The organism is Marinobacter sp. es.048, from assembly GCF_900188435.1.
GTDB lineage: Bacteria > Pseudomonadota > Gammaproteobacteria > Pseudomonadales > Oleiphilaceae > Marinobacter.
This window is the reverse complement of sequence record NZ_FYFA01000001.1, coordinates 1,594,524-1,611,929: the sequence shown is the minus strand read 5'-3', so window position 1 is coordinate 1,611,929 and position 17,406 is coordinate 1,594,524. Positions and strand designations below refer to the sequence as shown.

Here is a 17,406-nt window from a genome sequence, read left to right as displayed (position 1 = left end):
AACCATTTCCTCACAATAACGAACAACAAGGCAAGCGCGATGGATTTTGTCAGAACCCCGGAAAACCGCTTTGAAAGACTGCTCGACTACCCGTTTGAGCCCCACTACCTGGAGGTGAGCGGTCTGCGAATGCACTACGTGGATGAGGGTCCTGCCGACACAAGCCCCGTTCTCATGATGCATGGTGAACCTTCCTGGTCCTACCTCTACCGTCATATGATTCCGGTCTGTGCGGCGGCCGGCCACCGGGTTATCGCACCGGACCTGATCGGTTTCGGCAAATCCGACAAACCCACGGCTATCGACGACTACTCCTACCAGCAACACATCGACTGGATGCAGTCGTTCCTGGATCAACTGGGCCTGACCAACATCACCCTGGTTTGCCAGGATTGGGGCTCCCTGTTGGGGCTGCGGCTGGCCGCAGAGAATCCCGACCGATTCCGGGCCATTGTGGTCGGTAACGGCATGCTGCCTACGGGCGATCAGAAAGCGCCGCCTGCGTTCAAGATCTGGAAGAATTTTGCCCTGCACAGCCCCTGGTTTCCCATCGCTCGGATTATCAACACCGGCTCTTTCCACAAGTTGGGCCCGGATGAAATGCGCGCCTATGACGCGCCCTTCCCCGGCAAGAAATACAAAGCCGGCGCCCGCGCCTTTCCCCGCCTGGTGCCAATGCAGCCCAACGACCCCGCCAGTGAAGCCAACCGGAACGCCTGGCAAGTGCTCGAACGCTGGGAAAAGCCGTTTCTGACCACCTTCAGCAACGGTGATCCGATCACCCGGGGTGGGGATGCGTATATGCAGAAGCGGATCCCGGGGGCCAAAGACCAGCCCCACGTCACCCTAAAAGGCGGCCATTTTCTCCAGGAGGATTCGCCCGTGCCCTTCGCCCGGGCCATCAATGACCTGCTCGCCACCCTCTCCTGAGGGCAGCAACCTCAGTCCTGGCCGACCGGCACTCGTGGCCGGTAGTGCCAGGAAGACCAGCTATACAGTCCCAGTGCGATCCAGATCACTACGAAACTGATCAACTGAACATCACTTAATGGCTCACCAAAAACCAGCAGAGCGATGAAAAACTGCAGAGTGGGGTTGATGTACATCAGGAAGCCCACTGTCGCCAGCCGCAAGCGCCGGGCAGCGCCTGCAAACAGAAGCAGGGGAACGGCCGTCACGATGCCGCTGGCCATCAGCAGGCCCCCGACATAAGCGCTTTCGCCGAAGTGGGACATGCCCTCATTCGCCAGCCAACCAAAGGTCAGCAGGCCGACCGGCAGCAGCAACATGGTCTCAACGAAGAGCCCCGACAGCCCATCCAGCATGACCTGCTTGCGAACGAGGCCATAGGTGCCAAAACTCATGGCAAGGGCCAATGAAATCCAGGGCAGCTCGCCGAGAAGCGCCAGCTGGATCAGGATTCCGATACCTGCGAGCACCACCGCTGCCATCTGCCAGGGCCCCATGCGCTCACGAAGCACGAGCATACCCAGGGCAACATTCACCAGCGGCGTGAGGAAATAACCAAGACTGGCCTGAAAAACGTGGCGGGTTTCCACCGAATAAATGTAGATACCCCAGTTGACGGCAATAAGCAGCGCACAGGCAAGTACGCGCCAGAGTTGGGCCGGATTTGCCAAGGCAGCGCTCACCGCAGGCCAACGTCTCAAGCCACTGATAACCAGAGCCAGAAAAACACAGGACCAGATAATCCGGTGAATCAGGATTTCAAAAGCAGGCACGCCCTGGAACAGCGCGAAGAAGAGAGGAAAGCAGCCCCAGATGGTATAGGCACTAAGGCCATACCAGACACCTTTGGTCACATCCGTCATGTGCTAACCACCCCGGGAACGATTATTGAACTGTTTTTTTCTGGGAAACGACCAGCGCCACACCCACGATGGCGATGAGACCACCGGTCATGGCCAGCCCGCCCAGGCGCTCATCGAACAGCAGGTAAGCTTCAAGGGCAGTTACGGGCGGCACCAGATAGAACAGGCTGGCAACCTGGGAAGCTGCACCCTGTCGGATCAGCCACATTAGCAACAGGACAGCGCCCGTGGACAAGCCGATGACAAGCCATGCCATGGACAACTGAAGCTGCAGGCTCCACTCGACCTCCCGGGTTTCCAGGGCAAAGGCTCCAATGGCAAACAAGACGGCCGCTGCCGCAAATTGAATCAGCGTGCCAGCAACCAGATCCGCACTGGCGCCGTAGCGTTTCTGGTAGACGGTGCCCATGGATATGCCGGCAAGTGCAAAAACGGCCCAGAGCAGACTCCAGGGTGAGAACATTGAGTCTGCACCGTTGACTCCGAATTTTTCGAGAAGCACCAGAGCAACACCGATGAGGCCGAGAGCGAGCCCGGCCCACTGCCTGCCACTGACGGATTCCTTCAGGAAGGCAACTGCCGCAGCTGCGGTTACAAGCGGCTGCAAGCCAACGATCAGGGAAACAATACCGGACGCCATGCCGTCCTGGATCGCGTAGTAGACACCGCCCAGGTAGCAGCCATGCACCAGCATTCCGGTGACCGCAAGATGCCCGGCACCGCGCCAGCCCGGCCAGCGGGTTTTCATGAGCCAGGCCAGCCCGCCCAGCACCACCAGTGTCAGCAGCATGCGAATCAGCAGCAGCGTAAACGGCTCCGCAAACGGCAGGCCGTACTTGGCGCCGATAAAACCGGTACTCCACAGCCAGACGAACAGCGCGGGCACGAAAAACGAGTAAAACAGTGAGCGCATGAAACTCAACCGGATTCGATGTATTTGTCAGTCAGCTTACTTTATAAGTTAGCAGGCAAACAAAACAGATACAGCAAACGGGTTTCGTGACCAGTACAGTTCATCCGGCGCCAGGCTCCGGAAGCCTTACCTCGATCTCGGGTTCTGCGCCGTGCCAGTTGCCCTCCCAGGTTACTGCGGAAGCCTCACCCGACCGTGGAGTAATGGTGATCGACAGGGTTCCGAAACTGGTCGGTGCCGGACCAAAGCGGATTGGTTTGTCCTGTTCCAGCCAGCGCGGGGGAATACCGGCACAGAGAATCAGGCGATCGCCCTCCTCCCGGACAAAGCAGTTACGTACCATCAACACCCACTCTGCAGACGCCCAGACATGATGACCATCGCCCATACAACCGCCTGCAGTTGCCGGATGGATCGCTTCGGGCCACTGCCCGGTGGGTGACGCCAGCCCGGCAACCGCATCGACCAGTTCGAGGAACCGGGGATCACCGGCCCGCAGGAGCACCTGCGCCACATGCAGGGTCAGGTAGGCGTTGAGCCCGGAGTGGATCATATCCTGATAAAAAGCCCCTTTGACAAAGCATCTTTCGAGCAGGAACTCGGCACAGTCGAGCAATCTCGGATCATCCGGCTCGCACAACTGGGTGGGGTAACCCATGGCCAGAGAACCAATGGCACCGGCATCCAGGCGGCGGTAAGGCGAAGCCGGCATCCCCGGTCGTTTCAGGCGTTGTTCACAGCTCGCCAGACTGCGATCAACGGTCTGGGTGAACTCCTGGGCCCCGGCACCAAAGTGTTCAGCCTTCTCACGGTCGATGGGCCCGAACAATGCCTCGGCGGCCTTCAGACCTGCAATGCCCCAGAAATCGTCCCAGTAGTAATAGTCATTGGGCCCCAAATGCTCGGCACTGAATCCGGCAGGCAACAGGCCAGCGTGGGGCTCATCGATGTTTTCAGTCAGGCGTTTGTTCTCTATCCAACGAGCGCCCTTTCGCACTGGCTCCTGCCACTCGCGATGCAGCGACCGGCCAGTGAGTTCATGGAACCGCCGGAGAATCCATAGCACTTCACCGTTGGCATCCCATTCGCCTTCCTGGGAGCGGAAGTAGCCGTTTTTCAGTTGCCGTGCCGGAAACTGGTACAGCGCCCGTTCGGCCCGATCGGTCAGACCTGCGCATAGCAGGGCATGGATAATGAAGGCGGCATCACGAAACCAGAAACGCTTATAGGTGTAGGGGCCGGGGTATACGTCCTCCGGCGAATGCAGCACCAGGGAACGGAGAGCCGCCTCGTACAGAAACTGCCAGGTTTCGTCGGGGCACTCCAGCCGGGCATGACCTTCCAGGGCGCTGGTCCAGGCATCAGAACGGACGGTGGGCGCAGAATCGTCCGACAGCGGCACCCTTACCGTAAGTTCTGAATCTTCCCCGGCCTGAACCGTAAACAGGGCAGCGGCGGTAACCATACCGACATCGCACCGGCCTTCACTCTGGTCCTCTTTATCCTGAAGGTGAATGCGAACATCGCCCTGACGGTAGTCAGAGACATGATGGCGCTCAGCCGGCCGGCTGAAAAACACCGCCGGCTTTCCGTCCACCGTCCAGGCATCGCGCTGCTCCGACAGCCGAACCCGGTTGATGAAACTGACCCCTTCAGGATTGGCCGGACGCAGGGCGAGCACCAGTGAGCCGGATGTCTCTAACCGCGCCTTCACAACCATCTCGCAAACCGGTCGACCATTCTCGACCACGACCCGCGACCTGCTGGTCAGGGTCAGCCCATCCAGTTCAGACTCCGTGACCACACAGGGACCATCCGCAAATTCCTGGCGCTGGCTGGCCGTTTTGCTGCGAGAGGGCAACAGGCACCGGCCATCGTCCGCAAGGACCCAGGCATCAAGCGACCAGCCGTCATGGAAAGGCGTCAGCAAACCACGGGGATCCACAACCGGCAGTTCATCCACATCCGGCTGGCCAATGGCCGTCCAGTTACGGTTACTCAGATTGATGTGGGTGATGGAGAACGCCCGGGGAATGAAGGCAACGTCTTCGGGGTCAAACTGCCGTTCCACCCAGTACGGCCAAACCCAGTCGAGGTTATGCTGGATAACCCGGCTGTTGATTAAACCCCGCGCGTGGAAAACCACGCCGGCCCTGAGCAGCTCGATAGGCTCCCCCACTTCGGAGGGCTGGGCAAAACTGTGCAGTTTGCCCAAAAGCGCGATCGGGTCCAGAAAACCATGACGATGGGCCACGCGCTTTACCAGATAACGCCAGGGCAGCCACTTCATCCAACTCATTGGCTTGTCTCCTGTTCTGTTGGTTCGGTCTCGACTTTGTAGCGGGCCAGTGCCCGACGGGCCAGGCGGTTCAGAAACACGGCCGCCAGTACCGTGCCTACGAACCCGGCACCGTAAATGGCCCACTCCAGTGGCGTGCGACCAGTCTCTCGAGCGCCCAGGGTGGACAAATCAGCCGCCAGCGAGCCCAGGTAGACGTTATGGAGCGAGAAAGGAATCACACCCAGGAAAGTCCCAGCCACAAATCCACCAAACGAAAAGTTGGTGAGACCGAACAGAAAATTGGACAATTTGCCCGGAAAGAAAGGAATCAGACGGGTGAGTAGCACTATTTTCCAGCCATGGGGTGCCATTTCATTGCTCACTACGGACAGGCGAGCCCGGTTGCGGATATACACGTGGGCGTGCTCACCCAGGAAATGCCTGGCAATCAGAAAGGCGATGGCCGAGCCCAGAGTGGTACCCACTACCACATAAGCCGTGCCCTCCAGCACACCGAAGACAAAGCCGGCACCGGTCGTCAGCAAGACTCCAGGCAGCAGGAGCACCATGGCCAGTGTCATGATGCCAATGAACATTAAGGCCGCCCAGGCACCCTGGCTGTCGAACCAGCGCAGCAGCTCAACCACCTGCTGATGGACCCCAAAGGCATACAGCAGTCCAACGATCAGCCCGACGCCGGCAATGCTGCCGCCCATCCAGAGGACGGGCGATTTTTTCCAGTTGCTCATGGCCTTACCCTAACGCGGGATGACACAAGGCCTCAAAGGGCTGGCAGCCTTTTCGCGATTCAGGGGCTACTAAGAATCGATTGAAGCTTTTGGGTCAGCTCTACCGCCTCTGCGCCCAGAGGGGTGAGATAGCCGCCGTCTTTCTGGCTGATCAGTCCCTTGGCGTGAAGGCTTTCGGCAGCCTTCACCGTTTCCGGGGCCGCCGAATGGGCATGCACCTTGAGCCCTTCCTGGGTCGAGGTAGAAGGAAATTGGCCCAGCAGATTGAGTTCGGCAAGGTGTTCAACAGAGAATGGCATGGCATTTCCTCGTATTATTATCGGGGGTTAACATTCAGCATAGCCGATTCACACCATGAAGCTTTCCCGAATTCTCAGCAACCGGAATGGCGTCAGTCGCCGACAGGCTAATTTACTGATAGCTTCAGGACACGTGGCCGTGAATGATGCCATCTGCAGAGAACCGGCTATCGAAGTCGACCGCTTTTCCAGCGTCCGGGTGGACGGCGCAATTATTCAGACCGGAGAGCACCGACTATACCTCATGCTCAACAAACCTCAGGGGTTTCTGAGTGCCACCGTCGACGACAGCCACCGAACTGTGCTGGACCTGATTGACCCGGACCTGCGCCCGGATTTGCATATTGCTGGCAGGCTCGATCGGAGCAGCACCGGACTGCTGATCCTGACTAATGATGGTCACTGGTCCCGCCAGCTCACTGAGCCCCGCATCAAGATTCCGAAAGTCTACCGGGTTAGCACTGCTTACCCGATTTCTCCAGAGACCCCTCAACGATTCGCGGAGGGCATCTGGTTTGAGTTCGAGCAACTGACCACCTCACCCGCTCATCTGGACCTGTTGAGTCCCTGCAAAGCCAGGGTGACCATTTACGAAGGCCGCTACCACCAGCTGAAGCGCATGTTCCATGCCGTCGGCAATCGTGTAACTGCCCTGCACCGGGAACGGATGGGAAATATCCTGTTGGACGATACACTGGCGGTCGGTGAATACCGCCCACTCACTACCGGAGAAATCAACCTGATGCCGGATTGATCTGCCTCACAAACCCTGTGCGAGCATGGGCTATGCTTGTAGGGCAATTTCAACAGAAACAGGGAAGATTCACGGCAATGCCAAACCAGGCGAGCGATTTTTACCCACGGCAACTTCGTCATCTCAGCAGCTACCTCTCGGGGCTGGTGCAGGGCAAGCTCTGGCTGAAGGTGCTCATTGGCATGTTCCTCGGGTTGATTACAGGCACGCTCCTGGGACCCTCGGTGGGGCTCGTGAAACCGGAAACCGGCACGTTGATCGGTAACTGGCTGGCTTTCCCGGGGCAACTGTTCCTGGCAACCATCCAGATGATCGTAATCCCCCTGGTGATTGCCTCGGTGGTTCGCGGACTCGCCGCCAGCGAAGATCTTGAACAGTTGCGAAAGCTCGGCCTCAGGGTGACCGGCTTTTTCGTGATCACCACGGCCATGGCAGCATCGATCGGTCTCTGGATCGGGGACCTGATCAACCCCGGCAGAATGATGGCAGGGCTCGGTACTCCCGTTGCGGCCGGGGAGAGCAACGTGCCCGTTGCCTCCATGCCGGGTGTGGACGAGCTGCCCAAAACCTTGATCGGACTGTTACCCGGAAACCCGCTGGACGCCATGGTTGAAGGCCAGATGCTCCAGGTGGTGATCTTCTCCATCATTGTCGGCATTGCCCTGGTGAGCATGGCCCCGGAAAAATCCAGGCCCATGCTCGACTTGCTCGATTCCCTACAGCAAATCTGCATGACGGTCGTGCGCTGGGCAATGCGCCTTGCACCGATTGCGGTGTTCGGCCTCATGGCCCAACTGACAACCACCCTCGGATTCCGGGCCATGCTTGGCATGGCCTCTTACGTGGCAACCGTCATTGCCGGGCTGCTCGTGCTGCTGGGCGTATACATGCTGATCCTGAAACTGCTCGCGGGCCAATCACCCGCCCGCTTCCTGAAAGACACCCGCGACGTGTTGCTGCTCGCCTTCTCCACATCCAGCTCGGCGGCTGTCATGCCCCTGTCTATCCGAACTGCCGAAGACAAGCTGGGGGTCCGGCCATCGGTTTCCCAGTTCGTAATCCCATTGGGTGCCACCATCAACATGAATGGAACAGCGCTCTATCAGGCCGTTGCCACCATCTTTCTCGCACAGGTCTACGGAATTGATCTCAGCATGGGGAGTATGGCGCTCGTGGTAGCCATGGCCGTGGGTGCCTCAATCGGCTCTCCCGCCACGCCCGGGGTAGGCATCGTAATCCTCGCCATGGTGTTGCAGACTGTGGGAATCCCCCCCAGCGGCATAGCGCTGATCATGGGTGTGGATCGGATTCTGGATATGTGCCGGACCGCCATCAACGTCACCGGCGACCTTGTCACCTGCCGTCTGATGGAGAACTGGTCCGGGAAGAGGCTGCTATCCGAGCCGGTGCCCAGTGAAACCTCGTAATCAAACCGAAGTGAGATCAGACTCGCAGCGTCTGCTCAGATACTGTCAGAGCGCCTTTCTGATTTCTCATCCAGCTCTTTCTCTGTGTCACTCCATTGCTCCGAGAGCGCTTCATAGGCCTCCGAAAATCCTTTGCGGGCACGCTCCCATGCTGACGCGGAACTTTCTTTAAGCTCCTGGTACCAGTTTTGAACACGAGCCCGCTGTTCCCGCAAAGACTCCAGACTCTTCTGGGCCCGCTCACGAGCGGTGTCGCTCATATCGTCCCAGTTTTCGGAGAGTTGTTGCTCAAGCTCCTGAATACGTTTGTCCAGAGCAGACAATGTTTTGTTGATCGAATCCTCGGCCTGCTCTTTCTGATCAGAACCATACTCCTGAAGCGCCTCACCCAACTCACGGGTTTCCTGCTTAAGCGACTTCACAGAAGAATCGTCTGGTGATGTTTCAGCCAGAGCAGTCCCTGAAAACATTCCAACAAAAACGATCGCAAGTGCGTAAGTCCAGTTCTTCATCATTCAGTCCTCCCAACACATCCCCGGACTTTAGCAGCGAGGCCTGGCCGGATGCACCTTAACTAAACCTAATACTGGGACTCACTGTTGCTTCGAAATGAGGCTATCGACAACCGCCTCGCAGACCTGATCCTGATTCAGACCTGCGCCCTTGACCGTCAGATCCGCATACCGGGAATACAATTCAAACCGCTCTTCGAACAAAGCTTCCAGCGATTGATCCGGCCTCCGGGAAATGCCCCGCATGCTGTGATCACCGATTCGGTCGATGACCAGGTCGAGCGGGATATCAAGGAACACCACGGTGCCATTGCTCTTAAGGTGTTCCATAGCGCCGACACTGTAGACCGCGCTACCTCCCGTGCTGATAACTTTGTGCCGGACATCCAGCTTGAGAAGCACTTGCTCTTCAATCCGGCGCAGGGCTTCGTAGCCGTCCTGGTCTACAATTGCCTGGAGAGTGCGACCGGCTTCTTCCTGAATGAGCAAATCGGTATCAACAAACCCGAGACCCAGGCGCTTGGCCAGCAGAACACCCACGGTGCTCTTGCCGCTGCCGGGCATACCGATGAGAACGAGGTTGCCTGTATTGGTCGGGGTAACCATGATGCTTCTCTGTGACCTCAGTGGAGAATGAGAACTGGCCGCCATTAAAAGCAGAACGTAACATTTTTACGACAGAGCACGCGCTTTATTCCGCCCCGCAAGCCCGTATAATCGGAGCAAAGGCGGTTTGTAGACAATACCTGAAGCCGGCCACTGACGGCATCTTTCGCGAGTGAGTAATGACCATCGGCAGATTAGTTCTGATCCCATCCATCGCAGCTCTTGTGCTTGCCCTGTCCGCATCCGCCCTGGCGGACGGCATCAAGCGTATCGTGCACCCGGATGGCACCGTCGAATTCACCAACGTGAAGAGTAACAGCCAGCCCATAGCCTCCAGCGCCAACGACACCGTTTACCGCTATACCGATGACAACGGCGTGGTTGCCTATAGCAGTGTGCAGCCGGCTGCTGCCGAGTTCGACGTTATCCGTTTCCACTGCTACGCCTGCGACCCCGAGTCCAGCGTCGACTGGCGCAAAACGCCGCTGTTCACCAAACCCTTCAATTCAGAAATCCAGACCGCGGCACAGGAGTTCGGGGTTGATCCCGCGCTGGTCCGCGCTGTGATTCACGCCGAATCGGCGTTCAATGAAAAAGCCCTCTCCCCGGTGGGAGCCCAGGGGCTGATGCAACTGATGCCGGGCACGGCTGAAGAGTTGGGTGTACGGAACGCGTTGGCGGCGGCGGAGAATATCCGTGGCGGCGTCCATTATCTGGCCAAAATGCTCGACCGGTTCAACGGCGACATCCAGCTGGCCACCGCCGCCTACAATGCGGGGCCCGGCGCCGTCAGTCGATACCAGGGTGTACCGCCCTACGCCGAAACAAAAGCCTATGTCGAGAGGGTTGGCATCCTTCACGAGCGCTACGCCGCGCTGTAAGCCCTTCTGAGGTCCGAGAATCCATGAACTTCAAGCGTCTGGAGACCTTTATCTGGGTTGCGACGCTTGGCAGCTTTCGCAAGGCTGCCGAGCACCAGCACACGACCCAGCCGGCGATTTCCAACCGTATCGCCGCTCTTGAAGAGGAGCTTGGCGTCAGGCTGTTTGAACGAGACTCCGGCCACAGCAAGCTTACGAGCAAGGGCCAGGAACTCCTGCCCTATGCCGAAAAGATTGTCTTGATGGCCCAGCAGCTGCGCAAGCGCGCAGACCGAGGCGCCTCGCTGTCAGGCATTCTCAGGCTCGGGGTTTCCGAAACCATCGTGCACTCCTGGCTGCCGCGTTTTTTCCGGGAACTGCACGAAACGGCCCCCAACCTGGATGTGGAAATTACGGTGGATGTCTCCGGCAACCTCCGATCCGGTTTGCTGGACCGTAGCCTCGATCTGGCCTTCCTGATGGGGCCCGTATCTGAGCCGAAAATCGAAAACCGGGCACTGTGCAGCTTCCCGCTGATCTGGGTATCCAGTCCCGAGCTCAATCTTCCGGACCGGCTCCTGGCTCTCAAGGATCTGGCCGAATGGCCTATCATTACCTACGCCCGAAACACCAAACCCTTTGCTGAAATCAGCCAGAAATTCAGTGAGCTGGATGAACTGCCCGCGCGATTCTATTCTTCGAGTTCACTGTCGGCCTGTCGACAATTGACCCTGGATGGCATTGGTATCTCCACACTTCCGCTAAGCGTGATCAAGCACGAACTGGAAAGTGGCCGCCTGGTCCAGCTCAATACCTCATGGACACCCTCCGAACTCGCCTTCACCGCTTCCTATTCCCGTGTACCGTTTAATCCAATTGCAGAGCTTGCAGCAAACCTAGGGGTGATGGTGTCCGACGAGTACGACCGGACAACACATCACGAAAAGTTATCGCAAGACCCAAAAAACGATAATTAGACTTTTTCACCAGCCGGTATACCCTGAAATTTAGATGTAAAAGACAATTTCAATCAGGGGTTACCGTTATGCACACCGGTGCGTATTCCGATTTCAAGAACAACCTGCTTGATCAGGCCTCAGAATTACGCGCCCGCATTCGTTCGGGCGCCCACACAGCGCCCACCAGCGGCCTGGCCAACAGCCTTCTGCAGGGGAACGTGGTCATCCTGCCGTCCGAATGGGCCGGAGATTTTCTCCTATACTGTCAGAATAACCCGGTTGCCTGCCCCCTGATCGGCATGTCTCAACCCGGCGATCCGGCCCTTCCCGACCTGGGGCATGATCTGGATATCCGGACCGATGTACCTGAATACCAGATATTCCGAAATGGCGAGCGGGCGGAGACATCGACTGACCTCAAAAGCCTCTGGCAGGACGACCTGGTGACCTTTGTCCTGGGTTGTTCATTTTCGTTTGAAGATGCCCTGATCAGGGCCGGCCTCTCAGTGCGGAACGTGGACGAGGGAAGGAACGTTTCGATGTTCCGCTCGAATATCGCTACCCGGCCCGCCGGCCCGTTCAGTGGCAACATGGTGGTCTCCATGCGCCCGTTCAACGGTGCGGATGCAATCCGCGCGATACAGATTACGACCCGCCTGCCTAAGGCCCACGGAGCACCGGTTCACATCGGCGATCCGGAGCTCATTGGCATCCAAGACGTCAACCAGCCTGACTTTGGAGATCCGGTAACGATCAGGCCGGGCGAGCTTCCGCTGTTCTGGGCCTGCGGAGTTACCCCGCAACTGGCCCTCGAGAACGCGCGCCTGCCTTTCGCAATAACCCATGTACCGGGAAAAATGCTGCTTACCGAGCGGCTGAATGAAGAACTGGCGGTACTCTGAAGCCGCCGTTCAAATGAAACGATAAAAAACAGAAACACGGGAGATTCGTTATGTTCAAAAAACTCGCCACAGCCACCCTGGTTACCGGGGCGCTGCTGACCTCATCCGTTCAGGCCGATCAATGGCACATGCCAACGCCCTACGGCGACGCCAACCTGCCTACCCAGATCGCCTACGGTTTTGCCGAGGACATCAAAAACGGCACCGACGGTGACCTCACCATCACCGTTCATTCCGGTGCCTCCCTGGTCAAGCACCCGGAAATTCCCCGGGCGGTAAGAACCGGCCAGGTGCAGCTGGGTGAAATCTTCATCGGCATCATGGGTAACACCCATCCGGTATTCAAACACGACAACATTCCGTTCCTGGCAACCAGCTTCGAAGATGCCAAAAGGCTCTGGGAAGCCGCCAAGCCGCAGATCGAAAAGCAACTCGATAAGGAAGGCATGACCCTGCTGTACACCGTGCCCTGGCCCGCCCAGAGTCTGTACACCAAAGCCCCGGTTAACACCCTGGAAGACCTGGAAGGCTTGAAGATGCGGGCTTACAGCCCTTCTACTTCGCGCCTCGCTGACCTGATGAACACCACCCCGACAACCGTTCAGGTGCCCGAAATCCCGCAGGCGTTCAGCACCGGCATTATCGACGCCATGATCACCTCGCCGTCAACCGGCGCCAACGGGCAGGCCTGGGATTACCTTTCCCACTACACCGATATCAAGGCCTGGATTCCCAAGAACGTTGTGGTCGTCAACAAGCGTGCTTTCCGTCGCCTGAGCGATGAACAGCGTCAGGTGATTCTGGATGCGGCCGCCGCTGCCGAGGCCAAAGGCTGGGAAGGCGTTCGCAAGACCGCCGCAGAAGACACCGCCACTCTGGCGGAAAATGGCATCACGGTCTCCGAACCGTCTGATGAACTGATGGCCGAACTCCAGAAGATCGGCGACATCATGGTGAAAGAGTGGGAACAGGAAGCACCGGAAGAAGTCGGCGCCATCCTGTCCAACTACCGCTAAAAGTTTACTCAACGGAAGCCTCCCAGGTTGTCGGGAGGCTATTCCGCGAGGCATCCGTTATGAATTCTCTTCGAGAAAAGTTTTATCTGGCGTCCGGCTACGCCGCTGGTTTCTGCATCGCCCTGATCATGGTCGTCATCCTGGCGCAGATCGTCGGCCGCCTGTTCGGCTTTATCATTCCCTCAGCGGAAGACGTGTCCGGCTGGGCGCTTGCAGCCTCCACCTTCTTTGGTCTTGCCTACACCTTTCATAACGGCGGACACATCCGGGTCACCCTGGTGATCCAGAAGTGGTCGGGGCGGCCCCGCTTCGTTCAGGAACTGGTAGTACTGATTTTCGGGTTCGGACTCGCCTGCTACATGACATTCTACTGCTGGCACATGGTGTGGGAGTCCTACATCTTTGAAGAGGTGTCACACGGCTATATTCCCGTTCCCATCTGGATACCCCAGGTTCCGGTTGCACTCGGGATGACAGCACTCAACATTGCCATCCTCGACGACCTGGTCGGGATGATCCGCAAGCGCACACCCTCTTATCAGCAGCATGAAGACGAGCTGAACCTGGAGGACGTGTAATGGATATCGCGTTTCTCTCCATTGTACTGGCAGTGTCGATGATCCTGATGCTCGCGGTGGGCGTGTGGGTGTCTCTGACGCTGGTTGGCATCGGCGTCCTGGGCCTGCTGCTCTCAGGCAACGATCAGATTGGCCTGTTGTTCGCCACGTCGAGCTGGGGCGCCAGCACCAGTTGGTCCCTGACAGCCCTGCCCATGTTCATCTGGATGGGCGAGGTTCTGTTTCGTACCCGACTTTCCGAGGATCTTTTCAAGGGGCTGGCGCCCTGGATGGGCGGACTGCCCGGCAAGCTCCTCCATGTGAACATTCTGAGCTGCGGGATTTTCGCGGCTGTTTCCGGCTCATCTGCAGCCACGGCCGCAACGATAGGCCGAATGACTCTGCCCGAACTGAAAGCCCAGGGTTACAGCGACAAGATGGCGGTGGGTACCCTGGCCGGCTCCGGCACGCTTGGGCTGTTGATTCCTCCCTCCATTATTCTGATTGTATATGGCGTGGCGGCAGAGGTTTCCATCGGCCGCCTGTTTATCGCCGGGGCCCTGCCCGGGCTGATGCTGGTCGCCATGTTTATGGGTTACACCATGATCTGGGCCAAGCTCAACAAGGATCAGCTCCCGACCACCAAGAAGGAAAACCTGGCGTTCTCGGTCAAGATCAAGGCGCTGAAGATGCTGCTCCCGATCGTTGGCCTTATTATTTTTGTGCTGGGATCTATCTATACCGGTTTCGCAACACCAACCGAGGCCGCTGCTCTGGGAGTGTTCGGCGCCCTTATAATTGCGGCCGCAACCGGTTCACTAAGCATCCAGAGTTTCAAGGACAGCCTTCTGGGCGCGGTGAAAAGCTCATGCATGATCGGTCTTATCCTGGTGGGTGCCCACTTCCTGACACTGGCCATGGGCTTCCTCGGCATTCCAAGGGAGCTGGCCGCCTGGATCGGCAGCATGTCCCTGTCGCCGTTCGAACTTCTGATTGGCCTGACCGTACTGTTCGTGCTCCTGGGCTGCTTCCTCGACGGGATTTCAGTCGTGGTTCTGACCGTTGCGGTTGTCATGCCGATGGTTCAACAGGCTGGCATCGACTTGCTGTGGTTCGGGATCTTTATTGTACTGGTGGTAGAGATGGCACAGATTACGCCCCCGGTAGGCTTCAACCTGTTCGTCATCCAGGCTCTGACAGGCAAGGACATACTCTATGTGGCCCGGGCGGCACTCCCGTTCTTCCTTCTGATCATGGCAGCACTTTTCCTGATCGGCTGGTTCCCGGAGATTGTCACTTACCTGCCGCAGACCATGAGCCGGGGATGACGCAGGCAACAACGTTTTTCGGAGGTACACAATGAAACTGAACTGCGATATGGGTGAGAGCTTCGGCACCTGGACCAAAGGCATGGACTCCGAAGTCATGCCTTACATAGATATGGCCAGTATTGCCTGCGGTTTTCATGCATCCGACCCCCTGACCATGGACCACACCGTCAAACTGGCACTGGCCCAGAACGTCACCATTGGCGCCCACCCCGGCTACCCGGACCTGCTCGGTTTCGGCCGCCGCGACATGGACTGCCGGCCGGACGAGCTCAAGGCCATCCTGGTCTATCAGATGGCCGCGCTGAACGGGATCTGCCAGGTGCACGGCACATCCATTTCCTACGTGAAGCCCCACGGGGCTCTCTATAACCGGATGATGGTGGAAAACACCACGCTATCCGTCGTTATGTCTGCAGTGCGCTCCTATGCGCCGCAATGCCCGCTGGTGGTTATGGCAACCCCCGAATGGCAACAGGTCAAGGACCGTGCAGATGAGTACGGTATCGAGGTCTGGTTCGAGGCCTTTTCCGATCGCGCCTACAGCGACGAGGGTAAACTGGTGAAACGGTCGGTACGCGGTGCCGTCCACGAAACCACCGAAGCCATTGAAGAACAGGTCACCCAGATTATCCGGGACGGCACTGTCACCTCCATTTCGGGCAAACGCATTCCGATCAAAGCCGATACCATCTGCATTCACGGCGACAGCTACCATGCCGTCGATGCGGCGCGGCACATGCGACAGGTTGTGGAAGCTATATGAGGATCGAGTCGGTCAACGAAAACACCTGCATGGTGTATTTTGGCGACCAGATAGGCGCGGAGTCTGCCGGCCTGGTCAAGCGGGCCACCGATCGGCTGCGCCGTGACATGCCAGACCTCATCATCGACCTGGTGCCGTCTTACACGTCAATCCTGGTGACCTGGGATCTGGAGCAGGCTGACCGTTTTGCCATCACACGCCGGTTGCGCTCAGCGATAGACTCTGGTGACGATAGCTCCAACGGGGACGACTCCACCCGCATTGTCGAGCTGCCCGTCTACTATGGTCCTGAAGTGGGTCTGGATCTGGAGGATGTCTGCGAGCATGCAGGGCTGTCTCGAGACGATGTTGTCCGCATCCACAGTGAAAAGCTTTATCAGGTCTACGCTATCGGCTTCGCGCCCGGCTTCGCCTATCTGGGAAGCACCGACGAACGGATTGCCATTCCCCGGAAATCGACCCCGAGACTGAAAGTACCTACCGGCTCCGTCGGCATAGCAGGCACTCAAACCGCGATATACCCAAGCTGCACGCCCGGTGGCTGGCAGATTATTGGCCGCACGCCGCAAAAGATGGTCGATTGGGACAGCGACTCCTTGGCGCTAGTACAGGTGGGTGACCAGGTGCGTTTCCGCGCCATCTGTCGGGACGAATTTCTTGAGCTGGGAGGCAACCTCGATGAGCTTTGAAGTTCTCGACCCGGGAATGCTGGCCCTTATCCAGGATTCCGGCAGACATGGCTACCAGCACATGGGCGTGACAACCGGTGGCCCCATGGACGAGTTTGCATTTTTCTGGGCGAACCGCCTGTTGGGCAATGACCTCAATGCCCCCCAGATCGAAATCACCTTTGGCAGGTTCAGCCTCAAGGCGCACCATGATGCCTGCATAGCCATTACCGGTGGCGATCTCGGCGCCCAAATCAACGATAAGACCATTGAACCATGGCGCACCCATCACATCAGCAAGGGTGACCGTCTGGAGTTCAACGCGCCGGTGAGCGGTTTGCGGGCCTACCTGGCTGTCAGTGGCGGATTCAAGCCAGCCATGAAGCTGGGCAGTTGCGCTACCGTGGCACGCGAGGGCTTGGGGGGCCTCGATGGCAAGGGAGCGAAACTGGCCAAAGGCGATAAGCTGGAGTTCGAGAGAAACGCCTCATTTCTTGAGGCGTTTCTTCCCGAACCGGAAATCCCCGATTATCAACAGCACCTGCGTCTGGGGGTAATTCCCGGCTATCAGTATGAAAGCTTCCCGGCCGTTCAGCGGATGAAGTTTTTCTCCTGCGACTATGAAATCAGCCAGAATATCGATCGAATGGGGTATCGCCTGAAAGGCGATGCCATCCATTCAGGTCTGGACGGGATTGTCTCGGAGGGGATCGCCTACGGTGCCATTCAGGTTCCGAAAGACGGCCAGCCAATTGTCCTGATGAAAGACCGGCAAACCATCGGCGGCTACCCGAAAATCGGCTGTCTGAGCGCCCTTGATGCAGGTCTTCTGGCCCAGAGGGGACCGGGATCATCGGTCAGCTTCTTCCTCTCGGACGTTGCAGAGGCCGAAGGCCGCCGAATGCTGTTTAACCAACGGCTGAAAACAGGCGCGCCCGACATCAGGACTGACTGACGCCGGGCGCGTTGGAACCGAT

19 protein-coding genes are annotated in these 17,406 nt (G+C 58.1%); 12 read left to right on the top strand and 7 right to left on the bottom strand.

Going from position 1 to position 17,406, the window contains the following annotated elements; translation table 11 throughout:
* Nucleotides 1-39: 39 nt before the first annotated feature.
* Nucleotides 40-930, top strand: coding sequence for a haloalkane dehalogenase (locus tag CFT65_RS07470; RefSeq protein ID WP_088827419.1), 891 nt, complete (start codon nt 40-42; stop codon nt 928-930).
* Between the two features lie 11 nt (nt 931-941).
* Here the strand turns inward: CFT65_RS07470 and rarD are convergent, their stop codons facing one another.
* The 5 genes from rarD to CFT65_RS07445 all read right to left on the bottom strand — a co-directional run bounded on the left by rarD (nt 942) and on the right by CFT65_RS07445 (nt 6,074).
* A complete protein-coding gene (rarD, locus tag CFT65_RS07465; RefSeq protein ID WP_088827417.1) occupies nt 942-1,832 on the bottom strand; it encodes an EamA family transporter RarD in 891 nt (296 codons plus the stop codon).
* 22 nt (nt 1,833-1,854) lie between these two features.
* Nucleotides 1,855-2,745 (bottom strand): DMT family transporter, encoded by an 891-nt coding sequence (locus CFT65_RS07460; RefSeq protein ID WP_088827415.1) that lies wholly within the window; start codon nt 2,743-2,745, stop codon nt 1,855-1,857.
* A 100-nt stretch (nt 2,746-2,845) separates the two neighbouring features.
* Nucleotides 2,846-5,044, bottom strand: coding sequence for a hypothetical protein (locus CFT65_RS07455; RefSeq protein ID WP_088827413.1), 2,199 nt, complete (start codon nt 5,042-5,044; stop codon nt 2,846-2,848).
* The gene (locus tag CFT65_RS07450; protein WP_088827411.1) at nt 5,041-5,775 is read right to left on the bottom strand and encodes a TVP38/TMEM64 family protein; all 735 of its coding nucleotides are present in this window, start codon (nt 5,773-5,775) and stop codon (nt 5,041-5,043) included. Before CFT65_RS07450 ends, CFT65_RS07455 begins: the two co-directional genes overlap by 4 nt.
* A 59-nt stretch (nt 5,776-5,834) precedes the next feature.
* The gene (locus tag CFT65_RS07445; RefSeq protein WP_088827409.1) at nt 5,835-6,074 is read right to left on the bottom strand and encodes a TIGR02647 family protein; all 240 of its coding nucleotides are present in this window, start codon (nt 6,072-6,074) and stop codon (nt 5,835-5,837) included.
* A gap of 55 nt (nt 6,075-6,129) precedes the next feature.
* Here CFT65_RS07445 and CFT65_RS07440 point away from each other — a divergent pair, with 55 nt between their 5' ends.
* On the top strand, nt 6,130-6,828 hold the full coding sequence (locus CFT65_RS07440) for a pseudouridine synthase (protein WP_088827408.1): 699 nt from the start codon (nt 6,130-6,132) through the stop codon (nt 6,826-6,828).
* A 77-nt stretch (nt 6,829-6,905) separates the two neighbouring features.
* Entirely contained in the window at nt 6,906-8,255 is a 1,350-nt protein-coding gene (locus CFT65_RS07435; RefSeq protein WP_088827406.1) for a dicarboxylate/amino acid:cation symporter, read from the top strand.
* Between the two features lie 35 nt (nt 8,256-8,290).
* On the opposite strand, the gene CFT65_RS07430 is transcribed toward CFT65_RS07435, so the two are convergent.
* Nucleotides 8,291-8,770 (bottom strand): hypothetical protein, encoded by a 480-nt coding sequence (locus tag CFT65_RS07430; protein WP_088827404.1) that lies wholly within the window; start codon nt 8,768-8,770, stop codon nt 8,291-8,293.
* A gap of 78 nt (nt 8,771-8,848) precedes the next feature.
* The gene (locus CFT65_RS07425) at nt 8,849-9,373 is read right to left on the bottom strand and encodes a shikimate kinase (protein WP_088827402.1); all 525 of its coding nucleotides are present in this window, start codon (nt 9,371-9,373) and stop codon (nt 8,849-8,851) included.
* A gap of 179 nt (nt 9,374-9,552) precedes the next feature.
* Between CFT65_RS07425 and CFT65_RS07420 the strand changes: the two genes are divergently transcribed.
* From CFT65_RS07420 to CFT65_RS07380, 9 genes are all read left to right on the top strand, one after another.
* On the top strand, nt 9,553-10,254 hold the full coding sequence (locus CFT65_RS07420; RefSeq protein ID WP_088827400.1) for a lytic transglycosylase domain-containing protein: 702 nt from the start codon (nt 9,553-9,555) through the stop codon (nt 10,252-10,254).
* Between the two features lie 23 nt (nt 10,255-10,277).
* Nucleotides 10,278-11,210, top strand: a complete 933-nt coding sequence (locus CFT65_RS07415) for a LysR family transcriptional regulator (protein ID WP_088827398.1) — start codon at nt 10,278-10,280, stop codon at nt 11,208-11,210.
* Between the two features lie 68 nt (nt 11,211-11,278).
* Nucleotides 11,279-12,094 carry a putative hydro-lyase gene (locus CFT65_RS07410; protein ID WP_088827395.1) on the top strand — a complete coding sequence of 272 codons (816 nt, stop codon included), beginning with the start codon at nt 11,279-11,281 and terminating at the stop codon, nt 12,092-12,094.
* 50 nt (nt 12,095-12,144) lie between these two features.
* Nucleotides 12,145-13,110, top strand: a complete 966-nt coding sequence (locus CFT65_RS07405; RefSeq protein ID WP_088827394.1) for a TRAP transporter substrate-binding protein — start codon at nt 12,145-12,147, stop codon at nt 13,108-13,110.
* 59 nt (nt 13,111-13,169) lie between these two features.
* On the top strand, nt 13,170-13,688 hold the full coding sequence (locus tag CFT65_RS07400) for a TRAP transporter small permease (protein ID WP_088827392.1): 519 nt from the start codon (nt 13,170-13,172) through the stop codon (nt 13,686-13,688).
* Entirely contained in the window at nt 13,688-14,995 is a 1,308-nt protein-coding gene (locus CFT65_RS07395; RefSeq protein WP_088827391.1) for a TRAP transporter large permease, read from the top strand. Before CFT65_RS07400 ends, CFT65_RS07395 begins: the two co-directional genes overlap by 1 nt.
* A 31-nt stretch (nt 14,996-15,026) precedes the next feature.
* Entirely contained in the window at nt 15,027-15,761 is a 735-nt protein-coding gene (locus CFT65_RS07390) for a 5-oxoprolinase subunit PxpA (RefSeq protein WP_088827389.1), read from the top strand.
* Nucleotides 15,758-16,450, top strand: a complete 693-nt coding sequence (gene pxpB, locus CFT65_RS07385; protein ID WP_088827387.1) for a 5-oxoprolinase subunit PxpB — start codon at nt 15,758-15,760, stop codon at nt 16,448-16,450. Before CFT65_RS07390 ends, pxpB begins: the two co-directional genes overlap by 4 nt.
* A complete protein-coding gene (locus tag CFT65_RS07380; protein ID WP_088827386.1) occupies nt 16,440-17,384 on the top strand; it encodes a biotin-dependent carboxyltransferase family protein in 945 nt (314 codons plus the stop codon). Before pxpB ends, CFT65_RS07380 begins: the two co-directional genes overlap by 11 nt.
* Nucleotides 17,385-17,406 lie beyond the last annotated feature (22 nt).